Origin of the sequence: Streptomyces noursei ATCC 11455 (assembly GCF_001704275.1) — a bacterium.
GTDB classification, from domain to species: domain Bacteria; phylum Actinomycetota; class Actinomycetes; order Streptomycetales; family Streptomycetaceae; genus Streptomyces; species Streptomyces noursei.
Genome location: NZ_CP011533.1, coordinates 9,404,519 through 9,420,385 on the forward strand (window position 1 = coordinate 9,404,519; position 15,867 = coordinate 9,420,385).

General features: G+C 65.5%; 11 protein-coding genes and 10 pseudogenes. 14 read left to right on the top strand and 7 right to left on the bottom strand.

The window, feature by feature from the left end; all coding sequences use genetic code 11:
* The first annotated feature begins 6 nt into the window (after positions 1-6).
* Positions 7-811, top strand: a pseudogene (locus tag SNOUR_RS40115) (transposase family protein).
* Between the two features lie 30 nt (positions 812-841).
* Positions 842-1,584: pseudogene (locus tag SNOUR_RS43930) on the top strand (transposase); the annotation flags it as partial.
* Positions 1,585-1,590: 6 nt separating this feature from the next.
* On the opposite strand, the pseudogene SNOUR_RS49615 reads toward SNOUR_RS43930, so the two are convergent.
* The 3 genes and pseudogenes from SNOUR_RS49615 to SNOUR_RS40135 form a co-directional block, all read right to left on the bottom strand.
* Positions 1,591-1,860: pseudogene (locus SNOUR_RS49615) on the bottom strand (transposase); the annotation flags it as partial.
* 133 nt (positions 1,861-1,993) lie between these two features.
* The gene (locus SNOUR_RS40130) at positions 1,994-2,371 is read right to left on the bottom strand and encodes a group II intron maturase-specific domain-containing protein (protein ID WP_067357207.1); all 378 of its coding nucleotides are present in this window, start codon (positions 2,369-2,371) and stop codon (positions 1,994-1,996) included.
* Entirely contained in the window at positions 2,368-4,503 is a 2,136-nt protein-coding gene (locus SNOUR_RS40135; RefSeq protein ID WP_159426035.1) for an ISAzo13 family transposase, read from the bottom strand. The genes SNOUR_RS40130 and SNOUR_RS40135 overlap by 4 nt, the downstream gene beginning before the upstream one ends.
* Here SNOUR_RS40135 and SNOUR_RS40140 point away from each other — a divergent pair.
* Together SNOUR_RS40140 and SNOUR_RS46745 are read left to right on the top strand one after the other, a co-directional pair.
* On the top strand, positions 4,502-4,681 hold the full coding sequence (locus tag SNOUR_RS40140) for a hypothetical protein (RefSeq protein WP_067357209.1): 180 nt from the start codon (positions 4,502-4,504) through the stop codon (positions 4,679-4,681). The two genes, SNOUR_RS40135 and SNOUR_RS40140, sit on opposite strands and share 2 nt — an antisense overlap.
* A gap of 124 nt (positions 4,682-4,805) precedes the next feature.
* Positions 4,806-5,183 carry a hypothetical protein gene (locus tag SNOUR_RS46745; RefSeq protein WP_159426036.1) on the top strand — a complete coding sequence of 126 codons (378 nt, stop codon included), beginning with the start codon at positions 4,806-4,808 and terminating at the stop codon, positions 5,181-5,183.
* Positions 5,184-5,190: 7 nt separating this feature from the next.
* On the opposite strand, the pseudogene SNOUR_RS40145 reads toward SNOUR_RS46745, so the two are convergent.
* Positions 5,191-5,995: pseudogene (locus tag SNOUR_RS40145) on the bottom strand (transposase family protein).
* A 271-nt stretch (positions 5,996-6,266) separates the two neighbouring features.
* Here SNOUR_RS40145 and SNOUR_RS49365 point away from each other — a divergent pair.
* Positions 6,267-6,434, top strand: a pseudogene (locus tag SNOUR_RS49365) (helix-turn-helix domain-containing protein); the annotation flags it as partial.
* A 144-nt stretch (positions 6,435-6,578) separates the two neighbouring features.
* Here SNOUR_RS49365 and SNOUR_RS40150 read toward each other — a convergent pair.
* Positions 6,579-7,469, bottom strand: a pseudogene (locus SNOUR_RS40150) (ISL3 family transposase); the annotation flags it as partial.
* A 10-nt stretch (positions 7,470-7,479) separates the two neighbouring features.
* Positions 7,480-8,284, bottom strand: a pseudogene (locus SNOUR_RS40155) (transposase family protein).
* Between the two features lie 305 nt (positions 8,285-8,589).
* Here SNOUR_RS40155 and SNOUR_RS43945 point away from each other — a divergent pair.
* From SNOUR_RS43945 to SNOUR_RS48815, 4 genes and pseudogenes are all read left to right on the top strand, one after another.
* On the top strand, positions 8,590-9,339 hold the full coding sequence (locus SNOUR_RS43945) for a bestrophin-like domain (RefSeq protein WP_079143225.1): 750 nt from the start codon (positions 8,590-8,592) through the stop codon (positions 9,337-9,339).
* 168 nt (positions 9,340-9,507) lie between these two features.
* A pseudogene (locus SNOUR_RS40165) lies at positions 9,508-9,913 on the top strand (transposase family protein); the annotation flags it as partial.
* A gap of 114 nt (positions 9,914-10,027) precedes the next feature.
* Positions 10,028-11,293 (top strand): ISL3 family transposase, encoded by a 1,266-nt coding sequence (locus tag SNOUR_RS40170; RefSeq protein WP_067357219.1) that lies wholly within the window; start codon positions 10,028-10,030, stop codon positions 11,291-11,293.
* A 13-nt stretch (positions 11,294-11,306) separates the two neighbouring features.
* Positions 11,307-12,155: pseudogene (locus SNOUR_RS48815) on the top strand (IS5 family transposase); the annotation flags it as partial.
* A gap of 208 nt (positions 12,156-12,363) precedes the next feature.
* Here the strand turns inward: SNOUR_RS48815 and SNOUR_RS40185 are convergent.
* Complete coding sequence (locus SNOUR_RS40185) at positions 12,364-13,524, bottom strand: IS701 family transposase (RefSeq protein ID WP_067359177.1); 1,161 nt, start codon at positions 13,522-13,524, stop codon at positions 12,364-12,366.
* Between the two features lie 44 nt (positions 13,525-13,568).
* Here SNOUR_RS40185 and SNOUR_RS45635 point away from each other — a divergent pair.
* The 5 genes and pseudogenes from SNOUR_RS45635 to SNOUR_RS40205 form a co-directional block, all read left to right on the top strand.
* Positions 13,569-13,706 (top strand): annotated as a pseudogene (locus SNOUR_RS45635) (IS5/IS1182 family transposase); the annotation flags it as partial.
* Between the two features lie 50 nt (positions 13,707-13,756).
* Entirely contained in the window at positions 13,757-14,059 is a 303-nt protein-coding gene (locus tag SNOUR_RS40190) for a transposase (protein ID WP_067357222.1), read from the top strand.
* A gap of 131 nt (positions 14,060-14,190) precedes the next feature.
* On the top strand, positions 14,191-14,532 hold the full coding sequence (locus SNOUR_RS43950) for an IS3 family transposase (protein WP_159426039.1): 342 nt from the start codon (positions 14,191-14,193) through the stop codon (positions 14,530-14,532).
* On the top strand, positions 14,529-14,753 hold the full coding sequence (locus SNOUR_RS44955) for a DDE-type integrase/transposase/recombinase (RefSeq protein WP_067357226.1): 225 nt from the start codon (positions 14,529-14,531) through the stop codon (positions 14,751-14,753). Before SNOUR_RS43950 ends, SNOUR_RS44955 begins: the two co-directional genes overlap by 4 nt.
* A 37-nt stretch (positions 14,754-14,790) precedes the next feature.
* Complete coding sequence (locus tag SNOUR_RS40205; RefSeq protein WP_312635597.1) at positions 14,791-15,837, top strand: IS630 family transposase; 1,047 nt, start codon at positions 14,791-14,793, stop codon at positions 15,835-15,837.
* Positions 15,838-15,867: the final 30 nt, after the last annotated feature.

Consider the following 15,867-nt stretch of genomic DNA (forward strand, 5'->3'; position numbering starts at 1 on the left):
GTTGCTGTGGTGACATCACTCATCACGCAGCGTCCGAGGAGCCCTGTTGGTTCCGTATTCTTCCATGCTCGACGTCCCGCACGAACTCGTTGAGCACGTTTCCTGGCTGATCCATGCCCGCCGGCAGGAGCTGAACTCGCCCTGGCGACGGCTCGGTTGCTTCAAGCAGGCCCTACTGGTGTTGGCGCACCTTCGGAAGAACGAGACGTTCGCGCAGGTCGGAGCCGGTTTCGGGGTATCGGAGGCGACGGCTTGGCGGTACGTGGACGAGACCTTGATGATCCTCGCCTCGTGGGCACCCGGCCTGCGCGAGGCCCTGGTGGGCCTGGGTGAGGGCGACTTCGTCGTCGTTGACGGGACACTGATCCCCACCGACCGCATCGCCGCAGACGAGCCGTACTACAGCCAAAAACACAAGCGGCACGGAATGAACGTGCAGGTCATCGCGTCCCCAGACGGCACTCCACTGTGGTTCTCCCGCGCGTTGCCCGGACGCACCCACGACCTGACCGCGGCACGGGCTCACGGCATCGTCCAGGCCTGCCTCACCAGGCAGATCCTCGTCCTGGCCGACCGCGCCTACCAAGGCGCCGGCGCAACCGTCCGCACCCCCTACAAGAACCACCGCGAACAACCCGACCACTACCAACTGTTCAACCGCGACCACGCCCGCCTCCGAGCACCGGGCGAACGCGCCTTCGCCCAACTCAAGCAATGGCGGACCCTCCGCCAGGCACGATGCTCAACCAACCGCATCAGCCGCATCGTCCAGGCCGTTCACACGCTCCTGACCTGCGACTACTCAGGATGAAAGAGGTTCACTGATGAAGAGTGGGAGTTCATCGGGGCGTACCTACCGATAGGCAGGTACGGCCCGTATCCCGAACGGCTGCGGCAGTAGTTCGAGGGCGTGATCTGGAAGTTCAGGTCGGGCGGGCAGTGGAGGGAGATGCCGCAGGAGTTCGGAGCCTGGTCCACCGTCCACAACCGTTTTCGCCAGTGGCGGGACGCCGGCGTCTTCGAGACCCTGCTGGAGGGCCTGATCGCCGAGGCTGCCAAGCGGGACGAGGTGGACTTGTCCCTGGTCAGCGTGGACTCCACCACCACTCGCGCCCACCACGACGCCGCCGGGATGCACCTGGATGACGAAGTCCTGACCGCCCTGGAGAAAGCCGCCGCCGAGGAGGAGAAGGCCCGGCAAAAGGGGGCAGCCCGGAAGGACAAGGCGGACAGGACGGCGATCCCGTCCGCGAGGAGCGAAGACGCCTTCGACGCCGGCACCGAGTCCGGCTGAAGGCCGCCCTGCTGGGGCGCTCGCGGGGCGGACAGACCAGCAAGGTCCACCTCGCCGCCGACCGCCAGTGCCGCCCACTCGCGATCATCCTGACCGCCGGACAGGCCGCCGACAGCCCTCAGTTCATCCCCGTGCTGAAGAAGATCCGGGTCCGCGGCCCCATCGGGCGTCCCCGCACCCGCCCCGACGCGGTCGCCGGCGACAAGGCGTACTCCTCCCGTGGCAACCGCGCCTACCTGCGCAAACGCCAGATCAAGGCGGTCATACCAGAGAAGAAGGACCAGGCTGCTACTGACCTGTAGTCGCGGTGTCGTGAGTGTGAGTCCGGTGCCGGTGAGGCATCCGTCGATGATGTCGCTGCGGTATTGGATTTGGCGGAGGCCGTGTCGGAGCCGGCGCATGAGGTGGTCCGGGTCGGTGAAGGCGGTGTTGGCCTGGGTGGTGCGGCGGAGGATCGACCAGATGCCCTCGACCGGATTGAGGTCGGGTGCATAGGGCGGCAGGTGGTAGGCCGAGATCCAGTCCTGCGCGTCGATGAAGGCGCGCATCCGGCGGTCTTTGTGGACAGTGAAGTCGATCCGGGGCGCGGTTCCGGTCTTGTCGACCGGCCCGTTTCCCCAGACCGCTTCCCGCACCCGGCGTGCCCGTTTCCGAGCACCGGGCGCTCCACAAGTCCTGCTCAAAACCTGTGTGTTGTCCTCATTCCAGGCCAGGCCATGGAGTCGGGATGACTGTTCCCCGGTAGCGGTAACGCGTGGTGGTTACCTTCGCGGGGTTGAACAGTGGCCTTTCCTCCGAGGCCGGCCACCATCCGACGTCGCAGTAGCGGCGGCGTAGGTCCTTCCAGGTGGACCGGCGGTGTTTGCGGCGCAGCCAGCTCCCGACCTGGCGCCACGTGTAGTAGCTCAGGTAGGAGAAGGTCGCGCTGGACACGCCGGGCCGGAAGTAGACGCACCAGCCCTTGAGCGCAGGGTTGAGCTGACGCAGCAGGGCGTCGAGCGGCTGGCTCGTGTCCGTTGTCCGGCACATCGTCCTGACCTTGCCGGTCTTGCCGGATGGATAGGGCTTGCCGATCAATAACTCGCCGTCTTGATCTCTGATGGGCAGGTGATGCCTGCCGCCGCTGCGAAAGCCTGGAGGTCTTCGAGGGCGGCGAGACGGGTGTCGGCGGGATGAACGGTGTATCCGGCGGTGTCGAGGAGCTGGCGGATGTCGCGGATGCGCCGGTTGATGGTTTCGGGTGTGACGGTGAAGAGGCGGGCGACGGTGACCTGCGGGAGCCCGTGCCGGTAGTGGAGGAGGGCGGCCAGTAGGCGGTCGGCGAGGGTGAGGATGGGACGACGGCCTGTCAGGGGGCCACCCTTGATGCGGGGTCGGTGGCCACGCCGCTTGTCCAGGTGCGTTTCCCGCTGCTCCTCATGGAGGGCGGTGAGTGTGGAGATCAGCGCATCCCACTCGGCGGGCGGCAGTCCGGTCAGGGCCGGGTGGCACAGCCAGGCAAGGTCGGGACTGGGCTGATCGAACGGGTCCGGGACATCACTGACCTGGGCATACGGCTCGGGTCGGAGACTGTAGTTCCAGTCGCCGTGCCAGGCATGACGGTCCAGCGGCAAGGCTGCCATCTGCCGGTCGCCGATGCGGACACCGGTTTCATAGGTGGCGGTGTCGAGTTCGGAGCGGATGGTCAGGCCGGTGCGGGTGGTGGTCGCCGCGATGCTGTTCACGATGACTTCGTGGCTGGTCAGGGGCTTGCCTCGCCAGTTCATGGTGATGTGGGAGAACAGCCGGTGTTCCACTTTGTTCCATTTTGATGTGCCTGGAGGATAGTGACACACGGCGATCTCCAGGCCCGTCTCCAGGGCCAGCGCGGCGAGTTCGGCCTTCCAGGCACGGGTGCGATAGCCGTTGGAGCCGCCCGCGTCCGCAGTGATCAGCAGGCGGCCTGAGCGCGGGTACGCGGCGCGGCCCACCGCGTGCCACCAGCGGCGCAACGTCTGGACGGCGAAGGCGGCGGTGTCGTGGTCGGTGCCGACGCTGACCCAGCCAGCATCCGCGGCCAGGTCGTAGATCCCGTATGGGATCGCCTTGCCCAGGTCGGCGTCGGGAAAGTCATGGGTACGGACCCGGACCGGATCGCCTTCACGACACCACTGGCGGCCGGCGTTCTTGTAGTTGCCCACCAACTCTTTCTTCTTCGTGTCCACGCTGACCACCGGATCTCCGGCTGCCTGGAACTGTTTGGCCTGCTCGTTGATGTAGCGGAACTGTGCGTCCCGGTCCGGGTGCTGGGCGCCCTCGATGGTCTTGGCGTTGCCCTGGAGGCTGAAGCCCTCCTCCCGCAGCAGCACGGCAACCGTGTCCGCCGAGACCCGATGGCCCTGCCGCGTCAGCTCGGCCGCCAGGTGCCGGGTCGACTTCACCGTCCAGCGCAGCGGCGACATCGGATCCCCACGCATGTCCGGCTCGACCAGGGCCAGCAGCGCGGGCCGCAGCCCCTGATCGAGATCGACCGCGCGCTTGCGCCCGCCGCCCTCCCGACGGACACGTCCCAACGGTGCCTGGCCGGACTCAAGTTCTCTCACGCCGCGCGAAACGGTGCCCTCCCGGACCCCGGCCGCGCGGGCGACGAGCTTGATCCCGCCGTGTCCCAGTGACCGTGCTTCTGCTCCTATAGCCAGCCGCCGTTGACGCTCGTCGAGATGCGGGAACAGCGTCTCGAACTTCGCGGTCAGTGCGGCTTCGATCCCCTCCGGTCTCCCCATACCACAACAACGAGCCTCGAAGCCGGAAGCGACGGCTTGTTTCCCGGCAAGCCCATAGGTGTAGATGTAGTGCTGGTTGCTGCCTCGTTTTCGGTGGCGCTGGATGCGCCAGCCGAGGAAGTCGAGGCCCTTGTCGATGTGGGTGATCAGGGTCTTCTCCGGTGACAGGCGCAGGCTCATCTCGGACAGGACTTCTGCGATCTCTTCCCGGAGGGCTTCGGCGTCGTCGTTCGTGCCCGACACCATCAGGCACCAGTCGTCCGCGTAGCGGACGAGCCGGTAGTTGGGCAGGCGGTGACGACGGCGCTTGGCTCTCTCCGTCTGGCTTGAGGCGGGTCCGCCGGGGCCTTGGGCAATGTGCTCGTCCAGGACCGTCAGGGCCACGTTGCTCAGCAGCGGTGAAAGGATCGAACCCTGCGGGGTTCCGGCGCGGTTGTCTCGCAGCATGCGGTCCGACGAGGACCGCTCCCAGGTCCTCACTGGCCAGGCACCCCGCGTCATGGCAAGCCTCCGGAACACCGCGATCACCCTCCTCCGCCTCCACGGCCACACCAACATCGCCGCCGCGCTACGGCACCACTCCCGCAACACCGCCCGCCCCGTCCATTTGGTCCTGACCGCATGATCACGACTTTTCCGGGCCCTGCATCCTCACCCTCATGATCTACACCTGAAAAACGCTCCTGCGATACCTCACCGCTATTCACGAGACTATTAGTTCACATCCGCGAAGAAAGGAATGGGGCATCATGTTACATACGGTCAAACGAGCGTTCCCGCTATTGTCGATTTTTGCAGTATTCGCCAGCATCGCCGCTTCCCCGGCCAGCGCTGGCGGCGTCAGAGAGGAGACGCTGGTGGGCTATGCGTACAGTGATCCGGAAGTGGGCTGGAGCGACGAAGCAACGTCAGAGGAGCTCTTCCCTGGGGAATGTAAGCCATTCGAAACTGTGGGGTCCGGCGAGAGTCATGCTGCGCGGTCCGGCGAGAGCATCCTTGGCAACTACACCATCACTTTCTTCTCTGACGAGAGCTGCACCACGGAAGTTGGGAAGGCGGTGCTAGGTAAACCCGGCAAGAATTTCGAATCCGACGCGATAAGGTACACCGCGAAGTCCGATGCATGAACCTCTTTCATCCTGAGTAGTCGCAGGTCAGGAGCGTGTGAACGGCCTGGACGATGCGGCTGATGCGGTTGGTTGAGCATCGTGCCTGGCGGAGGGTCCGCCATTGCTTGAGTTGGGCGAAGGCGCGTTCGCCTGGTGCTCGGAGGCGGGCGTGGTCGCGGTTGAACAGTTGGTAGTGGTCGGGTTGTTCGCGGTGGTTCTTGTAGGGGGTGCGGACGGTTGCGCCGGCGCCTTGGTAGGCGCGGTCGGCCAGGACGAGGATCTGCCTGGTGAGGCAGGCCTGGACGATGCCGTGAGCCCGTGCCGCGGTCAGGTCGTGGGTGCGTCCGGGCAACGCGCGGGAGAACCACAGTGGAGTGCCGTCTGGGGACGCGATGACCTGCACGTTCATTCCGTGCCGCTTGTGTTTTTGGCTGTAGTACGGCTCGTCTGCGGCGATGCGGTCGGTGGGGATCAGTGTCCCGTCAACGACGACGAAGTCGCCCTCACCCAGGCCCACCAGGGCCTCGCGCAGGCCGGGTGCCCACGAGGCGAGGATCATCAAGGTCTCGTCCACGTACCGCCAAGCCGTCGCCTCCGATACCCCGAAACCGGCTCCGACCTGCGCGAACGTCTCGTTCTTCCGAAGGTGCGCCAACACCAGTAGGGCCTGCTTGAAGCAACCGAGCCGTCGCCAGGGCGAGTTCAGCTCCTGCCGGCGGGCATGGATCAGCCAGGAAACGTGCTCAACGAGTTCGTGCGGGACGTCGCGCATGGAAGAATACGGAACCAACAGGGCTCCTCGGACGCTGCGTGATGAGTGATGTCACCACAGCAACGACCAGGGGCCCTGTCTTGTCACCAACTCCCCTCTGACCAGGCATTTCACCCTCGCAGAGGCAGGATGAAAGAGGTTCCATGAAGCCTTTTCCATTTGTACGGCTGGCGGGTGAGGTGGGGTTAGCGCGTTGACGGGTGGCGTGACGAACGGGGCATCCCGCTGGTTTGGCAGGTCACCACAACTAGCCTGACCTGCGGAGATGTCCTGTGTTCTTCTATCCTGCCGCATGCGATGTTGAGGAAGAGCTCCTTGAGCTGGTGACGATGGTCATCGTCGCGTGTGATGGTGAGCGGAACTGCAAACTGCGTCCGTATGACCGGGCTCGCTGTGCCCTGGTCTACCTGCGTAAGCACGACACTCTCGAACAGCTCGCGGCCGGCTTCGGGATCGGCGTGGCCACTGCCTGGCGCTACACCAACGACACGATCGAGTGCCTCGCCAAGTTCGCTCCGTCATTGACGGAAGTCCTGACGAGCCATCACGCCGACAGGTACGTACTCCTTGACGGCACCGTCGCGGAGACCGACCGAGTCCAGGCCCCCGGCCATTTCTGGCTCTCCTGTCGTATGTGTGGGTCATTCTGTGGCGAGTTGGCGGCCTGGGAGTTGTGGTCGTGGTCCGCCCAGGGTGAGCATGACGAGGGCGATGATGGCGTTGGCGGTGTGGAAGCCGAAGCCGCGTCGGATGATCAGGCGAGTCTTGGTATTGGTGGACTCGATCAGTCCGTTGCTCATGCCGGTGGTCAGCGCGGCGCGGATGGCGTCGTAGTGGCGCATGATCTTGCGTTGGAGGTCGACGAAGGTGGGGATGCGGCAGCGTCGGGCCCAGGCGATCCAGCGGTCCAGGGCTTTGAGGGCGGCGGTGGGGCGGGACTTGGCCAGGGTGAACACGGTCCGGAGGGCTTCTTTCAGGCGCCAGGCGCGGTGGAGTTGGGGGTCGGTGGCGGCGATCCAGGCGAGTTTCGCGGCCTGCCGGTCGGTGAGGTCATCGGAGTTCTTCCACAACGCGAAGCGGGAGTCCTTCAGTGCGCGGGCCGTCTCCCGGTCGCCGAGGCTGTGGCGGGCCCGGTTCCAGGCCGTCCGGCGCTCGGCGTCCAGGGCGGTGGTGGCCCAGGCGACCACGTGGAAGGGGTCCATCACGCGCCTGGCGTGTGGGGCGCGTTCGGCCAGCACGCCGGCGATCCAGCCGGCGCCATCGGCGCTGATATCGGTCAGGCGTCCGGTCCTGCCGGGGCCAAGGCCGTCGAGGAAGCGGTGCAGGACGTGTTTGCCGTGGCCGTCGGCCATCCACACCACCCGGCCAGTGTCGTGGCAGACCACGACTGTCATGTACTTCTGCCCCCGGCGGTGGGAGATCTCGTCGATACCGATCCGCCGTAGTCCTGCCAGTCGGTCCACATCGCGGTCCCGGTCGGCGACGAACCGGGCCACGATCGCCCCGGCCGTCCGCCAGGAGATCCGCATCAGTGAACCTCTTTCATCCTGAGTAGTCGCAGGTCAGGAGCGTGTGAACGGCCTGGACGATGCGGCTGATGCGGTTGGTTGAGCATCGTGCCTGGCGGAGGGTCCGCCATTGCTTGAGTTGGGCGAAGGCGCGTTCGCCTGGTGCTCGGAGGCGGGCGTGGTCGCGGTTGAACAGTTGGTAGTGGTCGGGTTGTTCGCGGTGGTTCTTGTAGGGGGTGCGGACGGTTGCGCCGGCGCCTTGGTAGGCGCGGTCGGCCAGGACGAGGATCTGCCTGGTGAGGCAGGCCTGGACGATGCCGTGAGCCCGTGCCGCGGTCAGGTCGTGGGTGCGTCCGGGCAACGCGCGGGAGAACCACAGTGGAGTGCCGTCTGGGGACGCGATGACCTGCACGTTCATTCCGTGCCGCTTGTGTTTTTGGCTGTAGTACGGCTCGTCTGCGGCGATGCGGTCGGTGGGGATCAGTGTCCCGTCAACGACGACGAAGTCGCCCTCACCCAGGCCCACCAGGGCCTCGCGCAGGCCGGGTGCCCACGAGGCGAGGATCATCAAGGTCTCGTCCACGTACCGCCAAGCCGTCGCCTCCGATACCCCGAAACCGGCTCCGACCTGCGCGAACGTCTCGTTCTTCCGAAGGTGCGCCAACACCAGTGGGGCCTGCTTGAAGCAACCGAGCCGTCGCCAGGGCGAGTTCAGCTCCTGCCGGCGGGCATGGATCAGCCAGGAAACGTGCTCAACGAGTTCGTGCGGGACGTCGCGCATGGAAGAATACGGAACCAACAGGGCTCCTCGGACGCTGCGTGATGAGTGATGTCACCACAGCAACGACCAGGGGCCCTGTCTTGTCACCAACTCCCCTCTGACCAGGCATTTCACCCTCGCAGAGGCAGGATGAAAGAGGTTCACTGACGCTCTCTCAAACGTCACGCTACCGAGCAGGGCCGCCCTCGTGATCAAGAACGATGGTTGAAACCCCCGTGGATAGGCCTCCCTGCCTCGTTACCCACACCCCGCCTGACCAGGCCTTTCACCCTCCCAGAGGCAGGATGAAAGAGGTTCAATAATTTTCAACAGTTCCAGATCAATAACAAAAGGACGTACCACCGCTATGAGCGGAGGCCCAACATGCTGACAGCCGTGCTGATAGTGCTAGCGGCCTGCGCCTTGGTGTGGGCAACGTTACTGCTTGTGCAAAAAATGTGTCCGCCCATTCGGCGGGCACCACATAACGACGTTCTCGGTTTCGTCTACGCGGTGGTGGGCGTGCTCTACGCGATGGTTCTCGCATTTATGGTGATCGTCGTCTGGGAGAACACCGGAGCAGCGCAGCAAACTGTCTACTCAGAGACGGTGGCGCTGCGTCAAATCCATGACCTGGCTGCCGCTCTGCCCGCAGGTCCAGGTGCCAAGGTCATCACCGAGGAGCGGGCCTATGTCGATTCGGTCATCACTCACGAATGGCCGAACCTAGACCACGGCGTCGAACCCAAAACCGAGGAGCACGCCGCTAAATTGCGAGCAGCGATATTGCGTATTGACCCAGGAAACAATCCCCAACAGCAAACAATCTATACACATTTGTTAGACCGACAGCACGATTGGCTGCAGGCCCGCCGAGAGCGGATCGAACGGGCCGAAGAGGGCGTCAAGCCGGCCTTCTGGTGGTTTATGGTCATCGGCGCAGTGCTGACCATCGGCTACATCTACTTTTTCGGGCTCACCCGAACATGGCCACACCTGATCATCACCCTGATCCCGACGATAATGATCGTGGGAATGCTAGTGCTGGTCTGGGATGCCTCCAAACCCTTCCACGGAATGATCTCCATAAGCCCTGAACCATTCAAGACCATGCTCACAAGCTGGCAATATTGAGGTAAAACTATTTGGTTGCCTATTCGATGGTGTAGCGGACGTGGCGGGCGTGGAAGTAGCCGCGGACGATGAAAGAGGTTCAGTGAACCTCTTTCATCCTGCCTCTGCGAGGGTGAAATGCCTGGTCAGAGGGGAGTTGGTGACAAGACAGGGCCCCTGGTCGTTGCTGTGGTGACATCACTCATCACGCAGCGTCCGAGGAGCCCTGTTGGTTCCGTATTCTTCCATGCTCGACGTCCCGCACGAACTCGTTGAGCACGTTTCCTGGCTGATCCATGCCCGCCGGCAGGAGCTGAACTCGCCCTGGCGACGGCTCGGTTGCTTCAAGCAGGCCCCACTGGTGTTGGCGCACCTTCGGAAGAACGAGACGTTCGCGCAGGTCGGAGCCGGTTTCGGGGTATCGGAGGCGACGGCTTGGCGGTACGTGGACGAGACCTTGATGATCCTCGCCTCGTGGGCACCCGGCCTGCGCGAGGCCCTGGTGGGCCTGGGTGAGGGCGACTTCGTCGTCGTTGACGGGACACTGATCCCCACCGACCGCATCGCCGCAGACGAGCCGTACTACAGCCAAAAATCGGCTCTCCTGCCGTATGTGTGGGTGCTGTGAGCTGGGCTGATGCGTGAAACACGCCGTTCTCTGCCAGGCTTGAGGTGTCTAGCAACAAGTCTGATCTTGCAGAGAAACGGCGTGTCTGTCTTCAGCATATGGAAGAGAACTCTGACGGTCGAAAACACCGTGGTCGAGGGGATCCGCTTCGACGAGAGCGAACAGTGTGTGATCGTGTCGGTACGACCCGATGCGCGGAGTCGGCAGCGGTGTGGGATCTGCCGCAGACCGGCTGCCCGGTATGACGCCGGCCGGGGGCGTCGGCGGTGGCGGGATCTGGATCATGGTGCGGTGCGGGTGTTCCTGGAGGCTGATGCACCGCGGGTGGGATGCCACATCCACGGTTCCGTCGTGGCCTGGGTGCCGTGGGCCAGACACGGTGCCGGCCACACCCTGGCCTTCGATCAGCAGGCTGCCTGGATGGCCGCCGAGTGCTCGAAGACGGCAACAGCCGCACTGATGCGGATCTCCTGGCGGACGGCCGGGGCGATCGTGGCCCGGTTCGTCGCCGACCGGGACCGCGATGTGGACCGACTGGCAGGACTACGGCGGATCGGTATCGACGAGATCTCCCACCGCCGGGGGCAGAAGTACATGACAGTCGTGGTCTGCCACGACACTGGCCGGGTGGTGTGGATGGCCGACGGCCACGGCAAACACGTCCTGCACCGCTTCCTCGACGGCCTTGGCCCCGGCAGGACCGGACGCCTGACCGATATCAGCGCCGATGGCGCCGGCTGGATCGCCGGCGTGCTGGCCGAACGCGCCCCACACGCCAGGCGCGTGATGGACCCCTTCCACGTGGTCGCCTGGGCCACCACCGCCCTGGACGCCGAGCGCCGGACGGCCTGGAACCGGGCCCGCCACAGCCTCGGCGACCGGGAGACGGCCCGCGCACTGAAGGACTCCCGCTTCGCGTTGTGGAAGAACTCCGATGACCTCACCGACCGGCAGGCCGCGAAACTCGCCTGGATCGCCGCCACCGACCCCCAACTCCACCGCGCCTGGCGCCTGAAAGAAGCCCTCCGGACCGTGTTCACCCTGGCCAAGTCCCGCCCCACCGCCGCCCTCAAAGCCCTGGACCGCTGGATCGCCTGGGCCCGACGCTGCCGCATCCCCACCTTCGTCGACCTCCAACGCAAGATCATGCGCCACTACGACGCCATCCGCGCCGCGCTGACCACCGGCATGAGCAACGGACTGATCGAGTCCACCAATACCAAGACTCGCCTGATCATCCGACGCGGCTTCGGCTTCCACACCGCCAACGCCATCATCGCCCTCGTCATGCTCACCCTGGGCGGACCACGACCACAACTCCCAGGCCGCCAACTCGCCACAGAATGACCCACACATACGACAGGAGAGCCAGAAATGGCGGGAGTTGCCCGAACGGTTCGGGCACTGGTCCACCGTTTACGGCCGGTTTCGGCAGTGGCGGGATGCTGGGGTGTCCACCGCGGTGTTCCAGGGTGCGATCGCCGAGGCGGCGAAGCGGGGCCTGGTGGACTTGTCGCTGGTCAGCGTGGACTCGACCACGGTCCGGGCCCATCATGATGCCGCGGGGATGATCGTGGAGCCCGAGACCCTGGACGCATTGGAGAAGGCCGCCGCGGAAAAGGGGGCACCGGCCAGGAACAAGACGGGCAACTGGACCCAGAGCGGCAAAGACGACGACGCGTGAGGCGCCGCCGCAGGGCCCGGCTCGCCGCCGACCTGGGGCGTTCTCGCGGCGGACTGACCACCAAGACGCACCTGCCCTGCGTGCCGCAATGCCTGCCCCTCTCACTCAAGATCACTGCGGGGCAAGCCGGGGACAGTCCCCAGTTCATCCCCGTCCTCAGCAAGATCCGCGTCCCCGGCCCGGTCGGCCGGCCCCGCACCCGGCCCGACGCAGTCGCCGGCGATAAGGCGTACTCGTCCCGCCAAAACCGCTCCCACCTGCGCAAACGTGGGATCAAAGCGGTCATCCCCGAGAAGAAGGATCAGGCCGCCCACCGCAAGAACCGCGGCTCACGCGGCGGAAGGCCCGTCATCTGGGACAAGCAGCTGTACAAGCTTCGCAACAGCGTCGAACGCACCATCAACAAGATCAAGGACTGGCGCGGCCTCGCCGTCCGCTATGACAAAAAAGCCTGAAAGCTACCAGGCCGGACTCGAATTATGCGCCGGCCTTCTCTGGATCCGACACCTCGAGTCACAGCCTTGATCGCAACTCCACACAGGCCCTAGTACTGCAACGGTGTTTGTGCTGATGGTTGGGCAGTTCTATGGGCTGTGCCCTCGTCGTTTGTAGTGGCTGGTGCGGGCTTGGTGTTGGCGTTTGCGGCGCCAGTGGGACCAGTGCAGGACGTGGCTGATGGGTGGGGGTTGGCGGTGGGTGAGGCGGGTGATCAGGCGTCGGATTTCGACGAGGCTCAGGTGGATGAGTGGGGAGGATCCGTTTCTGCTTTCCCGGTGTCGAGTTCATGGGCCCGCAGGACGGTCAGGCAAGCATGGACCGCCATGGCTAGGGTCATGTGGCGGTGCCAGCCGGGATAGCGGCGGACCTGGTACTCGTCCAGACCGCACTCGCCCTTGGCGGTCTGGAAGCACTCCTCGACCGCCCACCGGCTGCCGGCGACCTGGATCAGTGCGTCCAGGGTCGTTTCGGCGGGGCAGTAGGCGATGTAGTAGGAGATCTCCTGCGGGCGGCTCACGCTGCGGCGGGCAAGGACCCAGTGTCGCCGGTCTGGACGGTGCCAGGGCCGCACCTCGATGCGTGCCCAGTCGAACACCCGCGGGCCGTGGGCGCCTTTCCCACAAGACCGGCGCTTCCACTTCTGCCGCGGCAGGCCGTTGAACAGGTCGTGGACGGGGTGATCGAGAGCCCAGCGGGTGACGACAGTGTCGTGGCGAGTGGTGGCCATCACGTGAAAGACATCGGCCTGCTCCAGTTCAGACCGCCAGCCCTTGCTGAAGCCGTAGGCAGCATCCGCAGTCACCCACCGGAACGGAATCTTGTCCGTGATCGCCTGGCGGACCATCTTCTTGGCCATCGCCACCTTCGTCTCGAAGGCGATGTCGTCGTCGATACCGGTCTGACGGCAGCGTTCACGGTCATCGGTCCAGGAGGTAGGCAGATACAGACGGCGGTCGATCAGCGTCCGACCACGGTCGGTGGCGTAGGCGAGGAAGACGCCTACCTGGCAGTTCTCCGTCCGCCCTGCTGTCCCGGAGTACTGCCGCTGCACTCCCGCCGACCGCACGCCCTTCTTCAAAAAGCCCGTGTCGTCCACGATGAGCACAGCATCCCGGTCACCGAGATTGTCGACCACGTAGTCCCGTACGTCGCCCAGGACTTCGTCGGCATCCCACTCGATCCGGTTCATGAACCGGTGGAGGCGGTCCGGGCCCGTATGGCCGGCCTCCTCAGCCAGCGTCCACCCGTTCTTCCGCTCCAACGGAGCCATCAACCCCCGCATATACGCCAGGGCCGACTCCCTCGGCTCCGACCTGGAAAACCGATGCACAAACCGCCCGTGCACCGCCTCCAACTCACCAGCCCACACCCTCACATCAGCAAGATCCCCACCCACAACCACACCAACGACCAACCTGCCCAACGGTCACACCAAACACCGTTGCAGTACTAGCCGACCGCGCCTACCAAGGCGCCGGCGCAACCGTCCGCACCCCCTACAAAAACCACCGCGAACAACCCGAGCACTACCAACAGTTCAACCGCGACCACACCCGACTGCGGGCTCCGGGCGAACGTGAGGTTCCCCTCGTAGCGTAGAGCCGTGACCAGATGGGGAGTTGGGGGTCATGGTGGGGAAGCGACAGAAGTACGACCCGGAGATGCGTGAGGGCGCGGTCCGGATCGTGCTGGAGACGGGCAAGCCGGCGGCGGAGGTCGCGCGGGACCTCGGGATCCACGAAGCCACGCTGCAGAACTGGGTCAGCAAGGCCCGGGCCGCCCAGGAATCCGGGGACGGGCCACTTGGCGAGTCGGAGCGCGAGGAGCTGATCCGGCTACGCGCGAATGCGAAGGAGCAGGCCAAGCGCATCGTCGAGCTGGAGATGGAGCGTGAGGTCCTCAAACGCTGCATGGTCTTGTGGGTGAAGTAGCTGAGGCGGACCTGGCGCGGGTTGTCGGGGTGATCAGCGACTGCAGGACCGAGGAGAAGATTCCGCACGTCGTGGCCTGCCGCGCGCTCGGCGTGTCACCGGCCTGGCACTACAAATGGCGCAAAAGACCCGTGAGCCCGACGAAACGCGAGGTCAGACGGGCTGCGCTGATCGAGCGGATCAAGCACTTCTTCGCCGCCTCGGGCGGCACGTACGGATCCCCCAGGATCACGCTCGACCTGTGGGCGGAGGGCTGGCAGGTGTCCGTGAACACGGTCGCCGAGATCATGACCGAGCAGGGCTGGTACGGCCGGCCACCGAAGAAGCGCAGGTCGCTGACCCGGCTGGGCAAGCGGAAGGCCGCCCGTGACCTGGTGGGACGGCACTTCGACGCTATCGCTCCCGACGTGCTGTGGGTGGGCGACATGACCGAGATCGATACCCAGGAAGGGAAGCTGTACCGGCGACGGTGATCGACCTGTTCTCCCGCCGCTGCCTGGGCTACGCCATGGACGCACACCACGACACGGCCCTGCAGATGGCGGCCGCGACACGCGGCGGCACCATGGACGGAGTGATCTTCCACTCGGACCGCGGCAGCGAATACACGTCCGCGGCCTACAACGACCTGTGTGACCGACTGCGCGTAGTGCAGTCCATCGGGCGCGTGGGGTCGTGTTTCAATACGTATTGAGCCGAAACTTCTTGGTTGTCTTGTGCGTTGAGTGGTCGTGGCGATCGAGGTGGGGGATGCGCGGTTGTTGTCGGCGGCCGCGCAGGAGGTGGTGCGGTTGCGGGTGGTGGCCGCGCTGGAGTCGGGGCGGGTGGGCTCGTACCGCGAGGCGGCCGAGGTGTTCGGTGTCTCGTCGCGGTCGGTGGGTACGTGGTGGCGTGCGTACCGGACCGGGGGCCGGGAGGCGCTGGCCGCCCCGGTGAAGACCGGGATGGGCCGGGACGAGCTGGTCAGCGACCAGGACCGGGCGGTGCTCTTCCAGGCGATGGCCGACTACACCCCCGAGGATCTGCTGATCGGCGGGCCGCTGTGGACCCGGGCCCTGGTCGGCGAGCTGATCCGGCTGGTCACCGGCGTGACGATGACCGAGCAGGGCATCGGCAAGTGGCTGCGACGCCACGGTTTCTCCCCGCAGCGCCCGGACCGGCGCTCGTACCGGCAGGACCAGGAGAAGGTCGACGTCTGGCTGCAGCAGGACTACCCGGCCATCGCCGCCCGGGCCTCGGCTGAGAAGGCGGTGATCGCGTGGGCCGACCAGTGCGGCCTGTGCTCGGACACCGCCCCGCCCGGCAGGAGCTGGGCTCCAGCCGGCCAGACCCCCGTCGTGCGCGTGAACGGCCGACGGTTCCGGGTGAACATCATGTCCGCCATCGCCTCCCGCGGCTCGCTCTGGTTCACCGTGTTCACCGGCAAGTTCACCGCGAAGGTCTTCACCGTCTTCCTCGACCGCCTGGCCCGCCAAGCCGGCCGCAAGGTCCACGTGATCGCCGACCGGCACCCCGTTCACCGCAGCAAGACCGTCCGCGCCTGGCTGGAGGCCAACAGCGACCGCGTCGAACTGCACCTGATGCCCGGCTACAGTCCCGAACTCAACCCCGACGAGCTCCTGAACGCGGACCTCAAGCGCCACGTCCACGCCGCACGCACCCGCTCGGCGGACGACCTCGCCCACGAGACCCGACGCTTCCTCCACCGCCGCCAGAAACAACCCCGCACCGTCCGCGGCTACTTCCACACCCACCACGTCCGCTACACCATCGAATAGGCAATCAAATAGTTTTGCCTCAATAACGCC

Bases quoted from the DNA above. Each gene is read 5' to 3' on its own strand.
- SNOUR_RS40140 (WP_067357209.1), top strand. From the start codon at position 4,502: ATGCGGTCCGACGAGGACCGCTCCCAGGTCCTCACTGGCCAGGCACCC.
- SNOUR_RS40135 (WP_159426035.1), bottom strand. From the start codon at position 4,503: ATGCTGCGAGACAACCGCGCCGGAACCCCGCAGGGTTCGATCCTTTCA.
- SNOUR_RS46745 (WP_159426036.1), top strand. From the start codon at position 4,806: ATGTTACATACGGTCAAACGAGCGTTCCCGCTATTGTCGATTTTTGCA.
- SNOUR_RS43945 (WP_079143225.1), top strand. From the start codon at position 8,590: ATGCTGACAGCCGTGCTGATAGTGCTAGCGGCCTGCGCCTTGGTGTGG.
- SNOUR_RS40190 (WP_067357222.1), top strand. From the start codon at position 13,757: ATGGTGGGGAAGCGACAGAAGTACGACCCGGAGATGCGTGAGGGCGCG.